This is a genomic window from Caulobacter sp. 17J65-9 (assembly GCF_010975005.1).
Classification (GTDB): domain Bacteria; phylum Pseudomonadota; class Alphaproteobacteria; order Caulobacterales; family Caulobacteraceae; genus 17J80-11.
On record NZ_JAAIVC010000082.1, the window covers coordinates 1 to 15,240 of the forward strand.

A 15,240-nucleotide genomic window follows, 5' to 3' on the forward strand; every position below is an offset into this window, starting at 1 on the left:
GGCCTTGGCCGGCGCCGGGGTCGGGGCGGGCGCGGCGTTCGCCGCCGAACCGCCGGCGAGCAGGGCGAGGGCGAGGAGGAGGGAACGGGTCATCGGCAACCTTGGGCGTCGGGCGGCACCGTGCGCGTGGACGGCGCCGCTGGCAAGGACGCCAAGCGCCGCGCCGCCGCGGAGCAAGATCAGCCGCCGATCTTCTGCAGCAGGCTTTCGGCCTGGGCGGGCTGAATCACCGCCGGCGGCCGCAGGCCGGGATTGATCGCCACCGGCAGGCCGCGACCCAGCCGCAGCGCGTCGCGCCCGCTCATGGTCACCCAATAGATCGTCGGCTCGTTGGTCAGCGCCTCGCGCAGGCGGTCCTCGCTGGTGAAGACCACCATGGCATCGGCGTTCGCGCCGACCGCGGTGCGCCAGAACGGCGGGCGCGTCTCGGCCTGACCTTCCTTGGTGGTGACCAGATAGACCTTCGAGCTCAGGAAGGCGTCCTCGAACGCCTGGCTGGTCAGCGGCGACGGCGTGCGCGCCAGGGCCAGCAGGCTCTCTTCCAGCGGATTGCCCGCGGTGATGTAGGGCCGCTCCTGCGAGAGGGTGCGGTTGAAGGCCTGCGCGTAGCGGTGGCCTTCCTCGGTCTTCGCCTGGGCCGGATCGCGCTGACGGAAGTCGCCGATCGCCATGGCCATGCGCGCGTCGCGCCGGGCGCTGGTTTCCAGGGCGGAGGAGGGCAGGGCCGGGCGGTCGGCCCGCACACGCGAGTCGGCCAGCGCCCCGGAGCTGACCCCGAGCAGCAGCGCCGCCAGCAATCCGGCTTTCTTCAACACGAGGCGTCCTCCCACAGCGCGGCCTACAGTAGCGCTTATAGGGCGACCCCTGAAATGCGAAAGGCCGCCCCGTCGCCGGAGCGGCCTTTCCATTGTCGACCGCGATGCGGTCTCGAACCCTTGCTTACGCGCGGACCTCGGAAACGAGGGCCAGGGTCACGATCTCAGCACCGCGTTTGAGACAATGAGACACTGGGTCACCTCCTTTCAGCTGTTGAACAGGAAGTCGAAGGTGGGCCTTCCCGACCTCCGGCGCAATGGTTTCGCGTCACAAGGGTTGAAGCCCAGCGAGGTTGAACGGCGCCGGCCGCGGGCGTACCAGCTTGTGCAGCAGAGCGGAGCCCGACCCATGTCGCTGCGTATGCCCCAGAACCTAAGCAACCAGCTGCAGTTCGAGACCGGCGCCAGTATCCTCGACGCCGAGATCCTGGCGGAACGGGCTGCGGCGCTGGGCCGCGCCGGTCGGAAGGTCGAGCAGGCCATGGCGGCGCTGAAAGCGGCCGCCAGCGGCGACGCCGGCCCGATGGGGCACGCGGCAGAGGCCGTCTACGAGTACTTCATCCTGCGCGAGCTGAGCGGCTTCTGCGATCACAGCGAGGCGATCGAGGCCTACCAGATCCCGCGCGCGGTGATCGCCCGGCTGGGGGCGCGCTGAGGCTCAGCCCAGCCGAAAGACGGCGGCGAACACGCCCCCGACCAGCACAACGCCCAGCGGGAACAGCACCCGGATCAGCGGCGTGAGCCGGCTCACCAGGGCGTCGTCGACCGTGCGATGGCCGTCGCCATAGACCCAGCGCAGGCGCGGCAGCAGCGGCGAGCTGATCAGGAAAGCCGGCGTGTCCGCCGGAAGCCGGCCGCTCGCGCGCAGCTTCTCCAGCCGCAAACCGACGACGAGCAGCATGCCGACGTAGCTCATGGCGACCAGCCAGGCGACGGCGAACAGGATCGGGAACACGGGCAGGGAATTCATGGGCGACTCGGACGAAACTGACGTGCCGGTGTAGCTGAGTGTTCGGGCGCGCGAGAGGTAGCCCTGCTTCAGAGGCGGCGCTATAGCCGGGCTTGTCGGATTACGTGGGGACGACGGCGTGCGCAGGGGACTGGTCATCGTCGGTGCGTGTCTCGCCCTGACCGGCTGCCTCAGAGGCCTCGACGTCGACGTTTCCGGTCCCACGGCCGCGCCTGTGTTCACGGTCAAGCCAAGCTGGATCCTCGAGCGCGATCGCCCCTGTCTCGACTGGGCGAAGGTTCGCGACATCGCCACGAATGAAGTCGTCTGGGCGATCTACGGCGGCCTGGCCTGTCCGAAGCTGTCCGCGGTCACCTATGGCCTCACGCCGAGTGGCCTGACCACACCCACGCCCGCGCGTCCGCTCGTTCCAGGGCGCATCTATCGCGCGGAGGTCCACGGCCAGGGGTGGCTCGGCGGCGTTGTTTTCACCTGCGAGGCCGAACGATGCCGAAAGGTCGAACCGTGAGCACGCGCTGGGACCCGGCCCAATACGACCGCTACAAGGGCTGGCGCGAGCGGCCGGCCAACGACCTGATCGCCCAGATCCCGGCCGATCTTCAGCCGCGCGAGGTCTGGGACCTGGGCTGCGGCACGGGCGAGCAGGCGGCGCTGTTCAAGCGGCGCTGGCCCGACGCGGAGGTCTGCGGCCTGGACACCAGCGCCGACATGCTCGCCAAGGGCGCCGCGCGCCCGGAAGCCGTGCGCTGGGTCGAGGGGGACGCCGCGATCTGGTCGCCCGAGCGGCCGGTCGACCTGATCTTCACCAACGCCGCCCTGCAGTGGCTGCCCGACCACGCGGCGCTGTTCCCGCGTCTGGCCGGCGCCCTCGCGCCCGGCGGCGTGCTGGCCTGCCAGATGCCGGTCTCCTACGTCGGCGACCAGCACCGCCTGCTACGCGAGACCGCCGCCGACGGACCGTGGGCCGGGCGACTGGCCGACGTGATCGGCGTACGCCCGCTGGGCGAGCCGGCCGACTACTACGCCTGGCTGGCCCCGACGTGCGCCGGCGTCGACGTCTGGACCACCACCTACCTGCACGCCCTGGAAGGCGAGGATCCGGTGCTGGAGTGGATGGCCGGCACGGGGCTTCGGCCCTACCTCCAGGCGTTCGCGTCGGAGGCGGAGCGCACGGAATTCGTCGACGCCTACCGGGCGCGGCTGCGCGCGGCGTTCCCGCGGCGCGCCGACGGCGTCACCCTGTTCCCGTTTAAGCGGCTGTTCCTGGTCGCGCGTCGGGCCTAGCCCTTGGGCGGGGTACAGACACCGTACATTCGGTCGAGCCCCGCGAGGTATTCGGCGATCGGCTGCAGGCCGACCTGGGCCCGGCGCGCGTCCAGGTTCGCAGGATCCTCGAGGTCGCGAGGCACGGCATATTTGCCGTCCGGCGTGCAATCCGTGCCCTGCGTTCCATAGCGCTGCGGACGCTTCTCGCTGGTCGCGGTGCGGTCGTAGAGCAGGGCGTACTCCTGCGGATCAGCTTCCTTTTCGACGAGCATCGGCTCCATGTCCGCGAGCACGCGCTTCATGAGCTCCAGGTCGCCCGAATGCTGAACCAGGTGGAACGCGTTACCGGCGGCCCGCTTGCCGATTTCGGAATAGCGGAACCAGCCACGCCCCTGCAGAAGCTCCTTGAGGCGAGCCGTATTTCGGGTGTCGACCGGCTTGAACTCGGCCTTCCAGATCTCGTCCAGCCGCTCCCGCTCGGCGGGGGTGGCGTGCTTGCGCACTTCGAGAAAGCTGTCGCGCGCGAACATGTCCATGGCGACCATGGCGGCGAGCTCGCGAACGAGCGCCTCGTTGTCGCGCATGACCTGCGCACGCCGCTGCGCCTCAGCCCCAAGGTCCGCCGGCTCGGCCGCCGCCGCTGTGGCGAACGCCAGCGCAGCCGCCAACGCGGCCAGACCACGATAAGCTTTCATGCACCCGCCCCCGCAACCTAAGCGCGCAGATTGGCACGACATCGCGGCCGTGGCGAGGGCCTAAGCCGCGCCTAGCGCCCGGCGGCAGCTTCCGGCTTCGGGCCGTACAGGGCGCGCAGCGCGTCCAGGGCGGCGGCGTGGTAGATGGTGGCGTGGGTCTCGTCAGGCCGCGGCGCGTAGGTCCACTTGAGCCCGGGCGGCGGCGCGGCCTTCAGCGCCGCGACCACGGCGTCGATCTTGGCCTGCATCTCGTCGCCCTCGTCGGCGACGGTCATCCAGAGCGTGCGCTCGGCGCCGTCGTGCTTGGCCAGCAGGGCCGGGGCCTCGTTCGCCAGCGCGCCGGCGTCCCACCACAGGCTGGGGCTGATCGCGACGTAGCGGTCGAACATGCCCGGCTCGCGCAGGAAGGTCTCGAGCACGAACAGGCCGGCCAGGCTCTCGCCCATCACGGCGGTTTCGCCGTCGGTGCGCCAGCGCGCCTCGACGAAGGGGATCACCTCGTCGGCGACGTAGCGGCGGAAGAGGGCCGACGACCCGTGGGTCGGCCAGCGCTTGACGTACTCGGGATCGGCGCTGCGGGTGGTCAGCTCGCGCCGCCGGTCGACGGTCTCGATGCCGACCACGATCATGTCCTGGGTGGTGCCCGAGATCGTGCCCAGCTGGGCCAGGCCGCTGATGTGGTGGAAGTCCTGGTCCACGCCGCCGTCGATCACGTAGAGCACCGGATAGCGCGCGTCGCCCGTGGCGTAGCTAGGCGGGACATAGACGTTGATCCGCCGCACCTCGCCCAGGACCTTCGACGGCAGCTCGAACGACCGGCCGATGACGATCGGCCGGCCCTCGTCAGCCTTGGGCGCCTGAGGGGCGGCCGGACCCGCGATCGCCTGGCCGCCGAGCAACAGAAACGCGCCCAGAACGGCGGCCGTGATCGATGAGCGCCTGAACATTCGCTGCCCCCCAGACTTCGATCCTGCGGGGGACGGTCGAGTCTGGCAACCGCGTTCGCCGAAAGCGTCCCGGGCCTCAGCCCCGAGACGGGGCGGGGGAGGGCTGGCGGCGGCGGGCCGGGGCGGGCTTGGCCGGCTTCTCGCTGGCGCGGCGGAACCAGCCCTTCGACTTGGGCTCGGCGACCTCCAGCGGCGCGTCGGCGCTGACCGGGGCGACGAGGGCCGCCGCGGCGGCGTGCTTGCGCCGGCGCAGGGTGGTGACCGGGCCGTCCAGCTTGGCCAGCGCGTGAACCGTGGCGGTGTAGCCGGCGGCCACCGCCGGCTCGTAGGCCTTCCAGTCGCGGATTTCGACGCCGGCCGGCTCGGGGATGACCAGCAGGTCGGTGGCGCTGCGCGCCTCCATCAGGTCGGCGCGGGTCGAAAGCGTGGCCGCGCGCATCATGATCGAGACGATCGGCGGCCCCTTGCGCCATTCGCCCGACGCGATCCACCACCACCAGGACTTCGGCGGCTCCAGCGTCTTGGGATCGACGCTGCGCGCCCGGCTGACGTCCACGCCGACCACGGGGCCCAGGTGCCCGGCGCGCATCAGCCCCACGGGGAAGTTGTTGATCACCGCCCCGTCGACCAGGACCTGGCCGTTCTCCAGCACCGGCGGCAGCACGCCCGGCAGCGAGATCGAGGCGCGCAGCGCGTGGCGCAGCGAGCCCGTGCGGTGCACGACGTAACCGCCGGCGGTGATGTTGGACGACACGCAGTAGAACGGCAGCCACAGATCCTCGATCTCGGCCTCGCCGTAGTGCTCCTCAAGCCTGCGGTCGACCTTGCGGCCGCGGGTCATGGCGATGCGCGGGAAGGTCAGGTCGTCGACCGGGCTGGAGTCGACGAAGGCCTTGCGGATGCGGTCGTCCAGCTCGTCCTGGGACCAGCCCATGGCGACGCCGGCGCCGACGATGCCGCCCATGGACGAGCCGCCGATGAAGTCGATGGGCACCTTGGCTTCGCGCAGCGCCTGGATCGCGCCGATGTGGGCGTAGGCGCGCGCGCCGCCGCCCGACAGCACCAGGCCGACCGAGGTTCCGGTCAGCACCCGCGCGATGCGCTGGGCGTCCTCGCGGTCGTCGGCCCGCACGTGGAACCAGCGGGCCGGGTTCTTGGCGTCCAGCCAGGCGCGCGTGCCCTTGGGCCGCGCGGTGTCGGACCGGTGGATCAGGATCAGGTCGACCAGACGGTGCTCGTCCAGCGGCGCGGCCGCCCACAGCCGCTCGTGCGGGGCCGGGTCCTCGGCGCGGCCGACCAGGAACAGCCGGTCGACCTGGCGGGCGACCAGGTGAGACCAGGCCACCTCGCCGCGCTCGGCGACGTAGAGCACGTAGTCGTGGCTCTCCTCGACCGCCGAGAACCAGGCCGCGGCCGAACGCAGGGCCTTGGAGTCGATCACCTGGATCTTGAAGCCCTGCGAGCGGACCTCGCCGGCGACCTGCTCGACGAACTCGCGGCACGGGTGCTCGGCGCAGCCGACGAAGCCGAACACGGTCGGCTCGGCCGCGTGGGCGCCGGTCTGGCGCGCGCGCAGGATCATCAACCGGGCCAGCTCGGTCATCAGCTCCGGCATCTGACGGGTGGCGGCGAAGAAGGCGTCGCGGGGCAGGGCGATCAGCTCGCTGTCACGCAAGGCGACGACCGTGGAGGTGTGCGGCGTGCCGGCGATCAGCGCCATCTCGCCGACCGGCTCGCCAGGCTTCACCACGCCCAGCAGGTGAGGATCCTGGCCCTCTTCGCGGCGGAACACGCCCAGCCGCCCGACCCGCAGCAGATAGACCGCGTCGGCCGCTTCACCGGCCGAGAACAGGCGCTCGCCGCCGGGCAGGGAGAACCAATGGGCGTCGGCCGCCGCCTCGAACAGGCGCGCCAGCGCGCTCTCCACCGTGTCGGGGCGTCGGTCGTGGGCCATGGATGGAAACTAAAGCGGTTTCGGATTCGTCGCGATGAAATCGTGATCGCGCGGCCCGGTGCAAGGCTGCGGCTTGCCAAACAGCCACGCTTGGGGCGACGAAGGGGGCGGATGCTCTCGCCGCTGATCTTCATCTTCGTGCTGTTCGCCGTGGTCGCCATCTCCAGCGGGCCGGGGGGCCGCGCCGTACGCTACTTCGCGCTGGTGCTGCTGATCGTGAGCGCCCTGTCGCTGATCGCCTACGCCGTCATTCCGATGGGGCGGACCTTCACGTGGGCCTCGGTCGCGCTGGACGGCACGATCCTGGCGGCCGCGCTCTGGCTCTACTGGCGCGACCGCGCCCTGTGGGTGGGCCTGCAGGTCGTCGTGCAGACCGTCCTGACGGCGGTGGACTTCGTCCACTACGCCTTCATGCCGAAGGGCGCCTGGGGCGCCGCCTGGTGGGCCCAGTGGTGGCTGATCAGCGTGCTGGTCTATCTGCAGCTGGGCATAGTGGTCGTCGCGGCGCTGCGGCGGCACTTCGGGCCGCCGTACCCTGTGCCTCGAAAGCAGCAACCCGCCCGCGCCGGTTGAATCCGAGGCCCCTCAGGCTCCCGTCGAACGCGGTTCGTCTGGACGCCAGCGTCGCCGCAAGGCATCAATTCGGGGCAGGGGGCGCGCACCGTGGCGACAGATCTCAACCAACCCAGGGTGTTCAAGGCCTCCCGCCTGTCGGGCTTCAGCCTGCTGTTCTGGCTCATGATGGTCGCCGTCTGGCGTTTTCGCGGCGAGACGGGCTGGGATCCCCGCACGGACTGGGTCCACGCCGTCGAGGCGGGCGCCTGGGCCGCCGCCGCCGCCTGTTGCCTCGTTGTCGGCTTCGTCGACGCGCTGTTTCCGGCCCGCCTGACCTACGGACCGCAGGGGCTTTCCTGGACCCGCCTGGGCAAACGGACCCGGGTCGCCTGGTCCGACGTCCGGACCTTCAAGGTCGTCCGGCAAAGCGTCGGCTTCGACTACGCGGACGCGCGCCGTCCCGGCCGCTTGCCGGGCGGGCTAAAGATCAGCGCCCACGAACTCGTCGCCCAGCTGAACCAGGCCCGCGCGCGCTGGGCGCCCGAGATCGCCCCGGCGGGCCTTCCGTCGGCGGGGGAACCCCGCTATGGCGGGCCCCATGCCGAAGTTGACCTCCTCGATCGATCCGAAGTCCGAAACCTTCAAGGCCAACCGCGCTCACAACGAAGCGCTGGTGCGCGAGCTGCGCGAGAAGGTCGCTAAGGCCGCCCTGGGCGGCCCTGAGGCCTCCCGTCAGCGTCACGTCAGCCGCGGCAAGCTGCTGCCGCGCGAGCGGGTCGAGCGGCTGCTGGATCCGGGCGCGCCGTTCCTGGAAGTCGGCCAGCTGGCCGCCGGGGGCATGTACGACGACGACGCCCCGGCCGCGGGCGTGATCACCGGCGTCGGCCGCGTCTCGGGGCGCGAAGTCATGGTGGTCGCCAACGACCCGACGGTGAAGGGCGGCGCCTACTTCCCGATGACGGTGAAGAAGCACCTGCGCGCCCAGGAGATCGCCGCCGAGAACCGGCTGCCGTGCGTCTACCTGGTCGACAGCGGCGGCGCGAACCTGCCCCACCAGGCCGAAGTCTTCCCCGACCGCGAGCACTTCGGCCGGATCTTCTACAACCAGGCCCGCATGTCGGCGAAGGGCATCGCCCAGATCGCCTGCGTGATGGGCTCGTGCACCGCCGGCGGCGCCTACGTCCCGGCCATGTCCGACGAGACCGTCATCGTCCGCAACCAGGGCACCATCTTCCTGGCCGGCCCGCCGCTGGTGAAAGCGGCCACCGGCGAGGTCATCTCGGCCGAGGACCTGGGCGGCGCCGAAGTGCACGGCCGCCGCTCCGGCGTGGTCGACCACGTGGCCGCCAACGACGAGCACGCGCTGGAGATCGTCCGCTCGATCGTCGGCAACCTGAACACCGTCAAAGACGTGCCGCTGGACGTGCGCGATCCGGTCCCGCCCGCCCACGACCCCAGCGAGCTGTACGGCATCGTGCCGACCGACGTGCGCGCGCCCTACGAGGTGCGCGAGGTGATCGCCCGCATCGTCGACGGCTCGTCCTTCGACGAGTTCAAGCCGCTGTACGGCACCACCCTGGTGTGCGGCTTCGCCCGCATCTGGGGCTATCCGGTCGCCATCCTGGCCAACAACGGCGTGCTGTTCTCGGAGAGCGCGCTGAAGGGCGCGCACTTCATCGAGCTGGCCTGCAAGCGCAAGATCCCGCTGGTGTTCCTGCAGAACATCTCGGGCTTCATGGTGGGCGGCAAGTACGAGGCCGGCGGCATCGCCAAGGACGGCGCCAAGCTGGTCACCGCGGTCGCCTCGGCCGAGGTGCCGAAGTTCACCGTGCTGATCGGCGGCTCCTTCGGGGCCGGCAACTACGGCATGAACGGCCGCGCCTACGGGCCGCGCTTCCTGTTCACCTGGCCGAACTCGCGCATCTCGGTGATGGGCGGCGAGCAGGCGGCCAGCGTGCTGGCCACCGTCAAGCGCGACGGCATCGAAGCCAAGGGCGGCGAGTGGTCGAAGGCGGACGAAGAGGCCTTCAAGGCCCCGATCCGCGAGCGCTACGAGCAGGAAGGCAGCCCGTACTACGCCACCGCGCGGATGTGGGACGACGGGGTGATCGACCCGGCCCAGACCCGCGACGTGCTGGGTCTGGCCATCTCGGCTTCGCTGAACGCGCCCGTGCCCGAAACCACGTTCGGCGTGTTTAGGATGTAACCTTGACCGTTTAGCTTTGCCGCCTCAGAATTGGCCATCCGGTTTATTTCGACCGGCTGGCGCTTAGCGTCGACACCTCGATTTCTAAGCGTCTTCATTTAAATATGGAGACTAATTCTATGCAAAAGCACGAGAAAGCGTGCACATCGCTCATGCAAGCCATCTTTGACGAGGTGGGCTGGCAGCACAGAGTGGAGCGCGGCACTAAACATCTAGCGCTGGTTGTGACCGCGCCCGACAGGGGCGAGCACAAACTCACGGTAGCTGGCTCGCCGCGATCAGACTTGAAGTGCCAGCTCAATATGGCTCGGCAGAAAGCGCTGCGGCTTGTCAGAGAGTACAATCTCGCCAAGTCGGCATAAGGGAACCCTGACCGTCTGTTGGCGGTAGGCTTGCAGGTCGTGGTGAGCTATTTCGGCTCTCCACGATCTGTTGAGGCTCGCGATGTCCGACTTCCCGATCACCGATCCCTGGGTGGAAGAGCCCGCCCCGGACGCCAAGACCGGCTCGGTCATCCTGGACGCCAGCCCGTCGGGCGTGGCCATGGTGATGATCAACCGGCCGCAGAAGAAGAACGCCTTCGACGCGGCGACCATCGCCGGCCTGCGCGAAGCCTTCGAGACCCTGCACGGGGCCGACCACGTGCGCGTGGTGTTCGTGCGTGGGGCGGAGGGCGTGTTCTGCGCCGGGGCCGACCTGGAGTGGATGCGCGACTCCGCCGACTGGACGGAAGCCGACAACCGCGACGACGCCCTGCAGCTGGCCCGCATGCTGAAGGCGCTCTACGACATTCCGGCCCTGACCGTGGCCCTGGTCGAGAAAGCCGCCATGGGCGGCGGCGCCGGCCTGGTCGCCGCCTGCGACATGGCCGTGGCCACCCGCGACGCGAAGTTCGCCTTCTCGGAAGTGAAGCTGGGCCTGATCCCGGCCACCATCAGCCCCTACGTGGTCGACGCCATCGGCCCGCGTCAGGCCCGGGCCCTGTTCGCCACCGGCCGGATGTTCGACGCCGAATACGCCCGCCAGATCGGCCTGGTGACCGAGATCGTCGACGATTCCGAAGCGATGAACGTCCTGCAGGAAAAGCTGGCCGGCGAAGTCATGGTCTGCGCGCCGGAGGCCATCGCCGAGTCGAAGCGCCTGGTCTGGGACGTCTGGGGCCGGCCGATCGACAACGCCCTGATGGACGACACCGCCCGCCGCATCGCCAAGAAGCGGGTCTCGCCCGAGGGGCGAGAGGGCGTCCGCGCCTTCCTCGACAAGCGCAAGCCCAACTGGATCGCGTAAGCCGGTTCGCCGAACGGTGAACCTTCACGGTTGACGACTCCAGCCTAGCCGTTATGCCCTGCGCTGATCAGTGATCAGCGAGGGCGTGACATGGCCAGGGAACTTGAGCTTGTCGGCGCCGCGGCTGCGGGCGGCTGGCTGAAATGGCGGCGCAAGCACGCGGACATCCCGCCGGGCACGCCGTGCGCCAACTGCGAGACGCCGCTGCAGGGCGCCTACTGTCACACCTGCGGCCAGCTGGCCGAGGACTTCCACAAGTCGATCATCGCCCTGTTCGTCGAGGCGATCGAAAGCCTGCTGCACCTGGACGGGCGACTGTGGAAAACCCTGCCGCAACTGGCGCTGAAGCCGGGCCAGCTGACCCGCGCCTACCTGGACGGCCGCCGCGCGCCGCAGATCCCGCCCTTCCGCCTGTTCCTGGTGGTGCTGCTGGTCGCCTTCTTCGCCAGCCACCTGGCCAGCGGCTCCAAGCCGCATGACGAGACCACGCAGACCGTCCCGATCGTCCTCGACCCGAAGGACAAGGCCACCCCGGCCGAGCTGTCCGCCGCCACCCGCAAGGCGGTCGAGGCCGACAAGACCCTCACCCCGGCGGAGCGCACGGCCGCGCTCGCCAAGCTGGACCGCGCCGACGGCCGCCTGAAGGCGACCGGCACGGCCGACGTCGACCTGGGCGCCGGCGAAAAGACCCAGGCCTTCGAGCACTGGATCGAAAGCCGTGTCGAAGCCATCAACAAAGACCCCGACCGGTTCTTCCTGATCCTGGAGATCTGGGCGCACCGGGTGGCGGTCTTGATGCTGCCCATGGCCGCCCTGTTCCTGAGCGTGCTGTTCGTGTTCCAGCGGCGGTTCTTCGTGTTCGACCACCTGGTCTTTTCGATGCACTCGCTGTCGTTCCAGCTGCTGCTGCTGACCACCATCCTGCTGCTGTCGATCCCGCTGGGGCCGATCGCGTGGTGGCTGGTGCTGCTGGCGCCCGTGCACCTGTTCGCGCACATGCGCGGGGTCTATTCGACCGGCCTGTTCGGCACCATCGGGCGCATGACCGGCCTGGCGGTGCTGACCCTGTTCGGCTTCAGCGGCCTGGCGATCCTGTGGTTCTACCTCGGCGTCCAGCAGATGGCCGGCCACTGACGGCGCCCAGACCGGGGAGGGGACCATGCGGATTGTTCTGACGGCTTTGGCGCTCGGCCTGGCCCTGGCCGGCGGCCACGCGTCCGCGCAGTCGGCCGGCGACGACCTGGCCCAGGCGCGCGCCGCGTTCGAGCAGCGCGACTTCAAGACCGCGTACGCGCGCTACTCGGCCCTGACCGCGTCGCCGTACGGCGCCGAGGCGGCCTTCGTGCTCAGCGTCATCGTCAAGGACGGCTATGGCGTCGTGCGGGCCGACCCTGCGCAGGCGCTCGTCCTGCTGCGCCGCGCCGCCGACGGCGGGGAGCCGCGCGCGATCGGGACGCTTGGCATGGCCTACCTCGAAGGCGACGGCGTGCCGCAAAGCCTCGAGGAGGCCAAGCGGGTGTGGCGCCGGGGCGCCGAGCTGAACCAGGCGCCGTCGCTCTACAATCTCGGCTACATGGCCCGCTTCGCCGACCGTGCGCCCGCCGAAGCCGCAGGCTGGTTCGAACGCGCCGTGGCGGCAGGCGACACCAAAAGCCTCTCCGAACTGGCCGACCTGCTCGACCGTGGGGAGGGCGTGGCTCGCGACTCCGCGCGCGCTGTGGACCTCTGGCGGCAGGCCTTCGCGGCCGGCGCGAAGGAGCCGCCCACCAAACTCGCCCAGGCCTTCTTCGAGGGGAGCGGCGTGGCCGAGGACGCGGTCAAGGCGCAGGCCTGGGCTCTGGTGGCGGAAAAGGCCGGCAACGGTGTCTCGCTCGAGGCACGCAACGTAATCGCCTCCAAGCTGAGCGCCGACCAGCGCGCTGAGGCCGCGCGCCTGGCCGACCGCTGCCTCGCGGCGCCTTCGGCGGATTGCCCATAACTCACGCGCCCAGCCACGCAGACCTGTGGCCGCCGACCGCTCGGGTGCGCTAAAGGACCGCCATGTTCGAATCCGTCCTGGTCGCCAATCGCGGCGAGATCGCCTGCCGCGTGTTCCGCACCGCCGCCCAGATGGGGCTGCGCACCATCGCCGTCTATTCGGAGGCGGACGCCGACGCGCCGCACGTCCAGATGGCCGACGAAGCGGTGCTGATCGGCCCCGCGCCGGCCCGCGAGAGCTATCTCGACGCCGCCAAGGTCTTGGCTGCGGCCAAGCAGACAGGCGCCCAGGCCATCCACCCCGGCTACGGGTTCCTGTCCGAGAACGCCGAGTTCGCCGAGGCCGTCATGGCCGCCGGCCTGGTCTGGATCGGCCCGCCGCCGGCCGCCATCCGCGCCATGGGCCTGAAGGACGCCGCCAAGAAGCTGATGGCGGAAGCCGGCGTGCCGGTGACCCCGGGCTATCTGGGCGAGGACCAGTCCGAAGCGACCCTGGCCAAGGCGGCCGGGGAGGTCGGCTATCCGGTGCTGATCAAGGCGGTCGCCGGCGGCGGCGGCAAGGGCATGAAGAAGGTCGAGCAGGCTGGCGAATTCGCCGCCGCCCTGGCCTCGGCCAAACGCGAGGCCAAGGCCGCCTTCGGCGACGACCGCGTGCTGATCGAGAAGTACGTCACCCGCCCGCGCCACATCGAGGTGCAGGTGTTCGGCGACGGCCACGGCAATGTCGTGCACCTCTATGAGCGCGACTGCTCGCTGCAGCGCCGCCACCAGAAGGTGATCGAGGAGGCCCCGGCCCCGGGCATGGACGAGGCCACCCGCGCCGCCGTCACCGACGCCGCCGTGCGCGCCGCCAAGGCGGTGAACTACGTCGGGGCCGGCACGGTCGAGTTCATCGCCGACGCCTCCGAGGGCCTGAAGCCCGACCGCGTCTGGTTCATGGAGATGAACACCCGCCTGCAGGTCGAGCACCCGGTCACCGAGATGGTCACCGGCCAGGACCTGGTCGAATGGCAGCTGCGCGTCGCCGCGGGCGAACCGCTGCCGCTGGAGCAGGACGAGATCGAGCTGAACGGCTGGGCCATGGAGGCCCGCCTCTACGCCGAGGACCCGGCCAAGGGCTTCCTGCCCTCGATCGGCCGGCTGGACCACTTCCGCCTGCCCGAGGACTTCATCCGCGTCGACACCGGCGTGGAGGAGGGCGGCGAGGTCAGCCAGCACTACGACCCGATGATCGCCAAGCTGATCGTCCACGCCGACGACCGCGAGACCGCCGCCGCCCTGCTGGGCGCGGGCTGCCGCGAGGTGGAGGTCTGGCCGGTGCGCACCAACGCCGCCTTCCTGGCCCGCTGCCTGGACCACGACGACTTCGTCGCCGGCGACGTGGACACCGGCTTCATCCCGGCGCGCCTGGACGAGCTGGTGCCGACCGGCGGCTCGCCGGAAGCCTTCGTGGCCGCCCTGGCCCTGGCCGCGGCCGACGCCGCCGCCGACCTGGGCGTGCCGGCCGACGGCGACCGCAACAGCCCCTGGCAGGCCACGCCGGACGGCCTCTACGGCTTCCGCCTGAACGGCCCCGAGCGCGTGCGCCACGAGGTCGAGGTCGACGGCCACACCGTGGTCGGCTCGGCCCGCCCGCTGGCCCCGGGCGAATGGCGCTGGATGATCGAGCACGAAGGCCGCATGGACGTGGCCGCGGTCATGCACGAGCAGGTGACCATCGGCGAGGAGCTGTCGCTCAACTTCGTGCGCACCGACGACGGCGTGGCCCTGTTCGACGACGGCCTGGCGCTGGACGTGCGCGAGAGCGAGCTGGCCGGCCACGCCCACGGCGAGGCCGAGGCGACCGGCGCGCTTCTGGCCCCCATGCCCGGCAAGATCGTCGCCGTGCAGGCCAAGGCCGGCGACACGGTCGAGAAGGGCCGTCCGCTGGTGGTGCTGGAAGCCATGAAGATGGAGCACGCGCTCACCGCCCCGTTCGACGGCGTGGTGGCCGAGCTGCCGGTCGCCGTCGGCGACCAGGTGGTCGAGGGCGCGACCCTGGCGCGGGTGGAGAAGGCGGGCTGAAGTCGCTATCTGCCCACCGTCACCAGTAGCGGATCGCGTCCATGCCCCTGCACCTCGTCAAACTCTGCGTCGGCGTCGAGCGCATCGAGCAGCTGACCGCCTGGGGCCGCGCCGAGCGGGGCAAGGGGCGCGTGCCGATGGTGCACACCCGCCAGACGCCCAAGCGCGCCGACGAGCTGATCGAGGGCGGCTCGCTCTACTGGGTGATCAAGGGCGTGATCCTGTGCCGCCAGCAGATCCTCAAGGTCGAGACCTTCGAGGAAGGCGGCCAGAACCGCTGCGAGATCACGCTGCACGACGACGTGATCCCGACCGCGCCGCAGCCGCGCCGCGCCTTCCAGGGCTGGCGCTATTTCGAGGCCAAGGACGTCCCGCCGGACCTCTCGACCGGCGACGCCGGCGAGATGCCGCTGGAACTGGCCCGCGAGCTGCGCGCGCTGGGAGCGTGGTGATCTAAATCCTCCCCCTTTGGGGGAGGGGGACCACCCGAAGGGTGGTGGAGGG

Annotated in this window: 16 protein-coding genes; 11 read left to right on the forward strand and 5 right to left on the reverse strand. The window is 70.5% G+C overall.

Features of this window, described 5'->3' with window-relative positions; all coding sequences use genetic code 11:
• Window positions 1–179: 179 nt before the first annotated feature.
• Entirely contained in the window at window positions 180–815 is a 636-nt protein-coding gene (locus tag G3573_RS12835; RefSeq protein ID WP_163261508.1) for an SseB family protein, read from the reverse strand.
• Window positions 816–1,164: 349 nt separating this feature from the next.
• On the opposite strand from G3573_RS12835, the gene G3573_RS12840 reads away from it, so the two are divergent.
• Window positions 1,165–1,470, forward strand: coding sequence for a DUF6665 family protein (locus G3573_RS12840; protein ID WP_163261510.1), 306 nt, complete (start codon window positions 1,165–1,167; stop codon window positions 1,468–1,470).
• 3 nt (window positions 1,471–1,473) lie between these two features.
• Here the strand turns inward: G3573_RS12840 and G3573_RS12845 are convergent, their stop codons facing one another.
• Window positions 1,474–1,785: a hypothetical protein gene (locus G3573_RS12845; protein ID WP_163261512.1), complete on the reverse strand. Its 312-nt coding sequence runs from the start codon at window positions 1,783–1,785 to the stop codon at window positions 1,474–1,476.
• Between the two features lie 118 nt (window positions 1,786–1,903).
• Here G3573_RS12845 and G3573_RS12850 point away from each other — a divergent pair, with 118 nt between their 5' ends.
• On the forward strand, window positions 1,904–2,293 hold the full coding sequence (locus G3573_RS12850; protein WP_163261514.1) for a hypothetical protein: 390 nt from the start codon (window positions 1,904–1,906) through the stop codon (window positions 2,291–2,293).
• Window positions 2,290–3,069 (forward strand): methyltransferase domain-containing protein, encoded by a 780-nt coding sequence (locus G3573_RS12855; RefSeq protein ID WP_346427382.1) that lies wholly within the window; start codon window positions 2,290–2,292, stop codon window positions 3,067–3,069. Before G3573_RS12850 ends, G3573_RS12855 begins: the two co-directional genes overlap by 4 nt.
• Here G3573_RS12855 and G3573_RS12860 read toward each other — a convergent pair.
• The 3 genes from G3573_RS12860 to G3573_RS12870 all read right to left on the reverse strand — a co-directional run bounded on the left by G3573_RS12860 (window position 3,066) and on the right by G3573_RS12870 (window position 6,647).
• Window positions 3,066–3,746, reverse strand: a complete 681-nt coding sequence (locus G3573_RS12860) for a DUF6624 domain-containing protein (RefSeq protein ID WP_163261518.1) — start codon at window positions 3,744–3,746, stop codon at window positions 3,066–3,068. The genes G3573_RS12855 and G3573_RS12860 overlap by 4 nt on opposite strands.
• 71 nt (window positions 3,747–3,817) lie before the next feature.
• On the reverse strand, window positions 3,818–4,693 hold the full coding sequence (locus G3573_RS12865; protein WP_163261520.1) for an alpha/beta hydrolase-fold protein: 876 nt from the start codon (window positions 4,691–4,693) through the stop codon (window positions 3,818–3,820).
• Window positions 4,694–4,769: 76 nt separating this feature from the next.
• A complete protein-coding gene (locus G3573_RS12870; RefSeq protein WP_163261522.1) occupies window positions 4,770–6,647 on the reverse strand; it encodes a patatin-like phospholipase family protein in 1,878 nt (625 codons plus the stop codon).
• Window positions 6,648–6,758: 111 nt separating this feature from the next.
• On the opposite strand from G3573_RS12870, the gene G3573_RS12875 reads away from it, so the two are divergent.
• The 8 genes from G3573_RS12875 to G3573_RS12910 all read left to right on the forward strand — a co-directional run bounded on the left by G3573_RS12875 (window position 6,759) and on the right by G3573_RS12910 (window position 15,188).
• A complete protein-coding gene (locus G3573_RS12875; RefSeq protein WP_163261524.1) occupies window positions 6,759–7,220 on the forward strand; it encodes a hypothetical protein in 462 nt (153 codons plus the stop codon).
• Window positions 7,221–7,310: 90 nt separating this feature from the next.
• A complete protein-coding gene (locus tag G3573_RS12880) occupies window positions 7,311–7,904 on the forward strand; it encodes a hypothetical protein (RefSeq protein ID WP_163261526.1) in 594 nt (197 codons plus the stop codon).
• Complete coding sequence (locus G3573_RS12885) at window positions 7,801–9,408, forward strand: carboxyl transferase domain-containing protein (protein WP_163261528.1); 1,608 nt, start codon at window positions 7,801–7,803, stop codon at window positions 9,406–9,408. The genes G3573_RS12880 and G3573_RS12885 overlap by 104 nt, the downstream gene beginning before the upstream one ends.
• A 444-nt stretch (window positions 9,409–9,852) precedes the next feature.
• The gene (locus tag G3573_RS12890; protein WP_163261530.1) at window positions 9,853–10,695 is read left to right on the forward strand and encodes an enoyl-CoA hydratase-related protein; all 843 of its coding nucleotides are present in this window, start codon (window positions 9,853–9,855) and stop codon (window positions 10,693–10,695) included.
• Between the two features lie 90 nt (window positions 10,696–10,785).
• Window positions 10,786–11,829 carry a DUF3667 domain-containing protein gene (locus G3573_RS12895; protein ID WP_163261532.1) on the forward strand — a complete coding sequence of 348 codons (1,044 nt, stop codon included), beginning with the start codon at window positions 10,786–10,788 and terminating at the stop codon, window positions 11,827–11,829.
• A gap of 25 nt (window positions 11,830–11,854) precedes the next feature.
• Window positions 11,855–12,673: a tetratricopeptide repeat protein gene (locus G3573_RS12900; RefSeq protein WP_163261533.1), complete on the forward strand. Its 819-nt coding sequence runs from the start codon at window positions 11,855–11,857 to the stop codon at window positions 12,671–12,673.
• A 62-nt stretch (window positions 12,674–12,735) separates the two neighbouring features.
• Complete coding sequence (locus tag G3573_RS12905) at window positions 12,736–14,736, forward strand: acetyl/propionyl/methylcrotonyl-CoA carboxylase subunit alpha (protein WP_163261535.1); 2,001 nt, start codon at window positions 12,736–12,738, stop codon at window positions 14,734–14,736.
• Between the two features lie 41 nt (window positions 14,737–14,777).
• Window positions 14,778–15,188, forward strand: coding sequence for a DUF1489 domain-containing protein (locus G3573_RS12910; protein ID WP_163261537.1), 411 nt, complete (start codon window positions 14,778–14,780; stop codon window positions 15,186–15,188).
• Window positions 15,189–15,240: the final 52 nt, after the last annotated feature.

What these genes read in the sequence shown, in the direction of transcription:
- G3573_RS12845 (WP_163261512.1), bottom strand. Translation starts at nt 1,785, where the DNA reads ATGAATTCCCTGCCCGTGTTCCCGATCCTGTTCGCCGTCGCCTGGCTG.
- G3573_RS12890 (WP_163261530.1), top strand. Translation starts at nt 9,853, where the DNA reads ATGTCCGACTTCCCGATCACCGATCCCTGGGTGGAAGAGCCCGCCCCG.
- G3573_RS12895 (WP_163261532.1), top strand. Translation starts at nt 10,786, where the DNA reads ATGGCCAGGGAACTTGAGCTTGTCGGCGCCGCGGCTGCGGGCGGCTGG.
- G3573_RS12875 (WP_163261524.1), top strand. Translation starts at nt 6,759, where the DNA reads ATGCTCTCGCCGCTGATCTTCATCTTCGTGCTGTTCGCCGTGGTCGCC.
- G3573_RS12905 (WP_163261535.1), top strand. Translation starts at nt 12,736, where the DNA reads ATGTTCGAATCCGTCCTGGTCGCCAATCGCGGCGAGATCGCCTGCCGC.
- G3573_RS12865 (WP_163261520.1), bottom strand. Translation starts at nt 4,693, where the DNA reads ATGTTCAGGCGCTCATCGATCACGGCCGCCGTTCTGGGCGCGTTTCTG.
- G3573_RS12870 (WP_163261522.1), bottom strand. Translation starts at nt 6,647, where the DNA reads ATGGCCCACGACCGACGCCCCGACACGGTGGAGAGCGCGCTGGCGCGC.
- G3573_RS12910 (WP_163261537.1), top strand. Translation starts at nt 14,778, where the DNA reads ATGCCCCTGCACCTCGTCAAACTCTGCGTCGGCGTCGAGCGCATCGAG.
- G3573_RS12860 (WP_163261518.1), bottom strand. Translation starts at nt 3,746, where the DNA reads ATGAAAGCTTATCGTGGTCTGGCCGCGTTGGCGGCTGCGCTGGCGTTC.
- G3573_RS12900 (WP_163261533.1), top strand. Translation starts at nt 11,855, where the DNA reads ATGCGGATTGTTCTGACGGCTTTGGCGCTCGGCCTGGCCCTGGCCGGC.
- G3573_RS12840 (WP_163261510.1), top strand. Translation starts at nt 1,165, where the DNA reads ATGTCGCTGCGTATGCCCCAGAACCTAAGCAACCAGCTGCAGTTCGAG.
- G3573_RS12885 (WP_163261528.1), top strand. Translation starts at nt 7,801, where the DNA reads ATGCCGAAGTTGACCTCCTCGATCGATCCGAAGTCCGAAACCTTCAAG.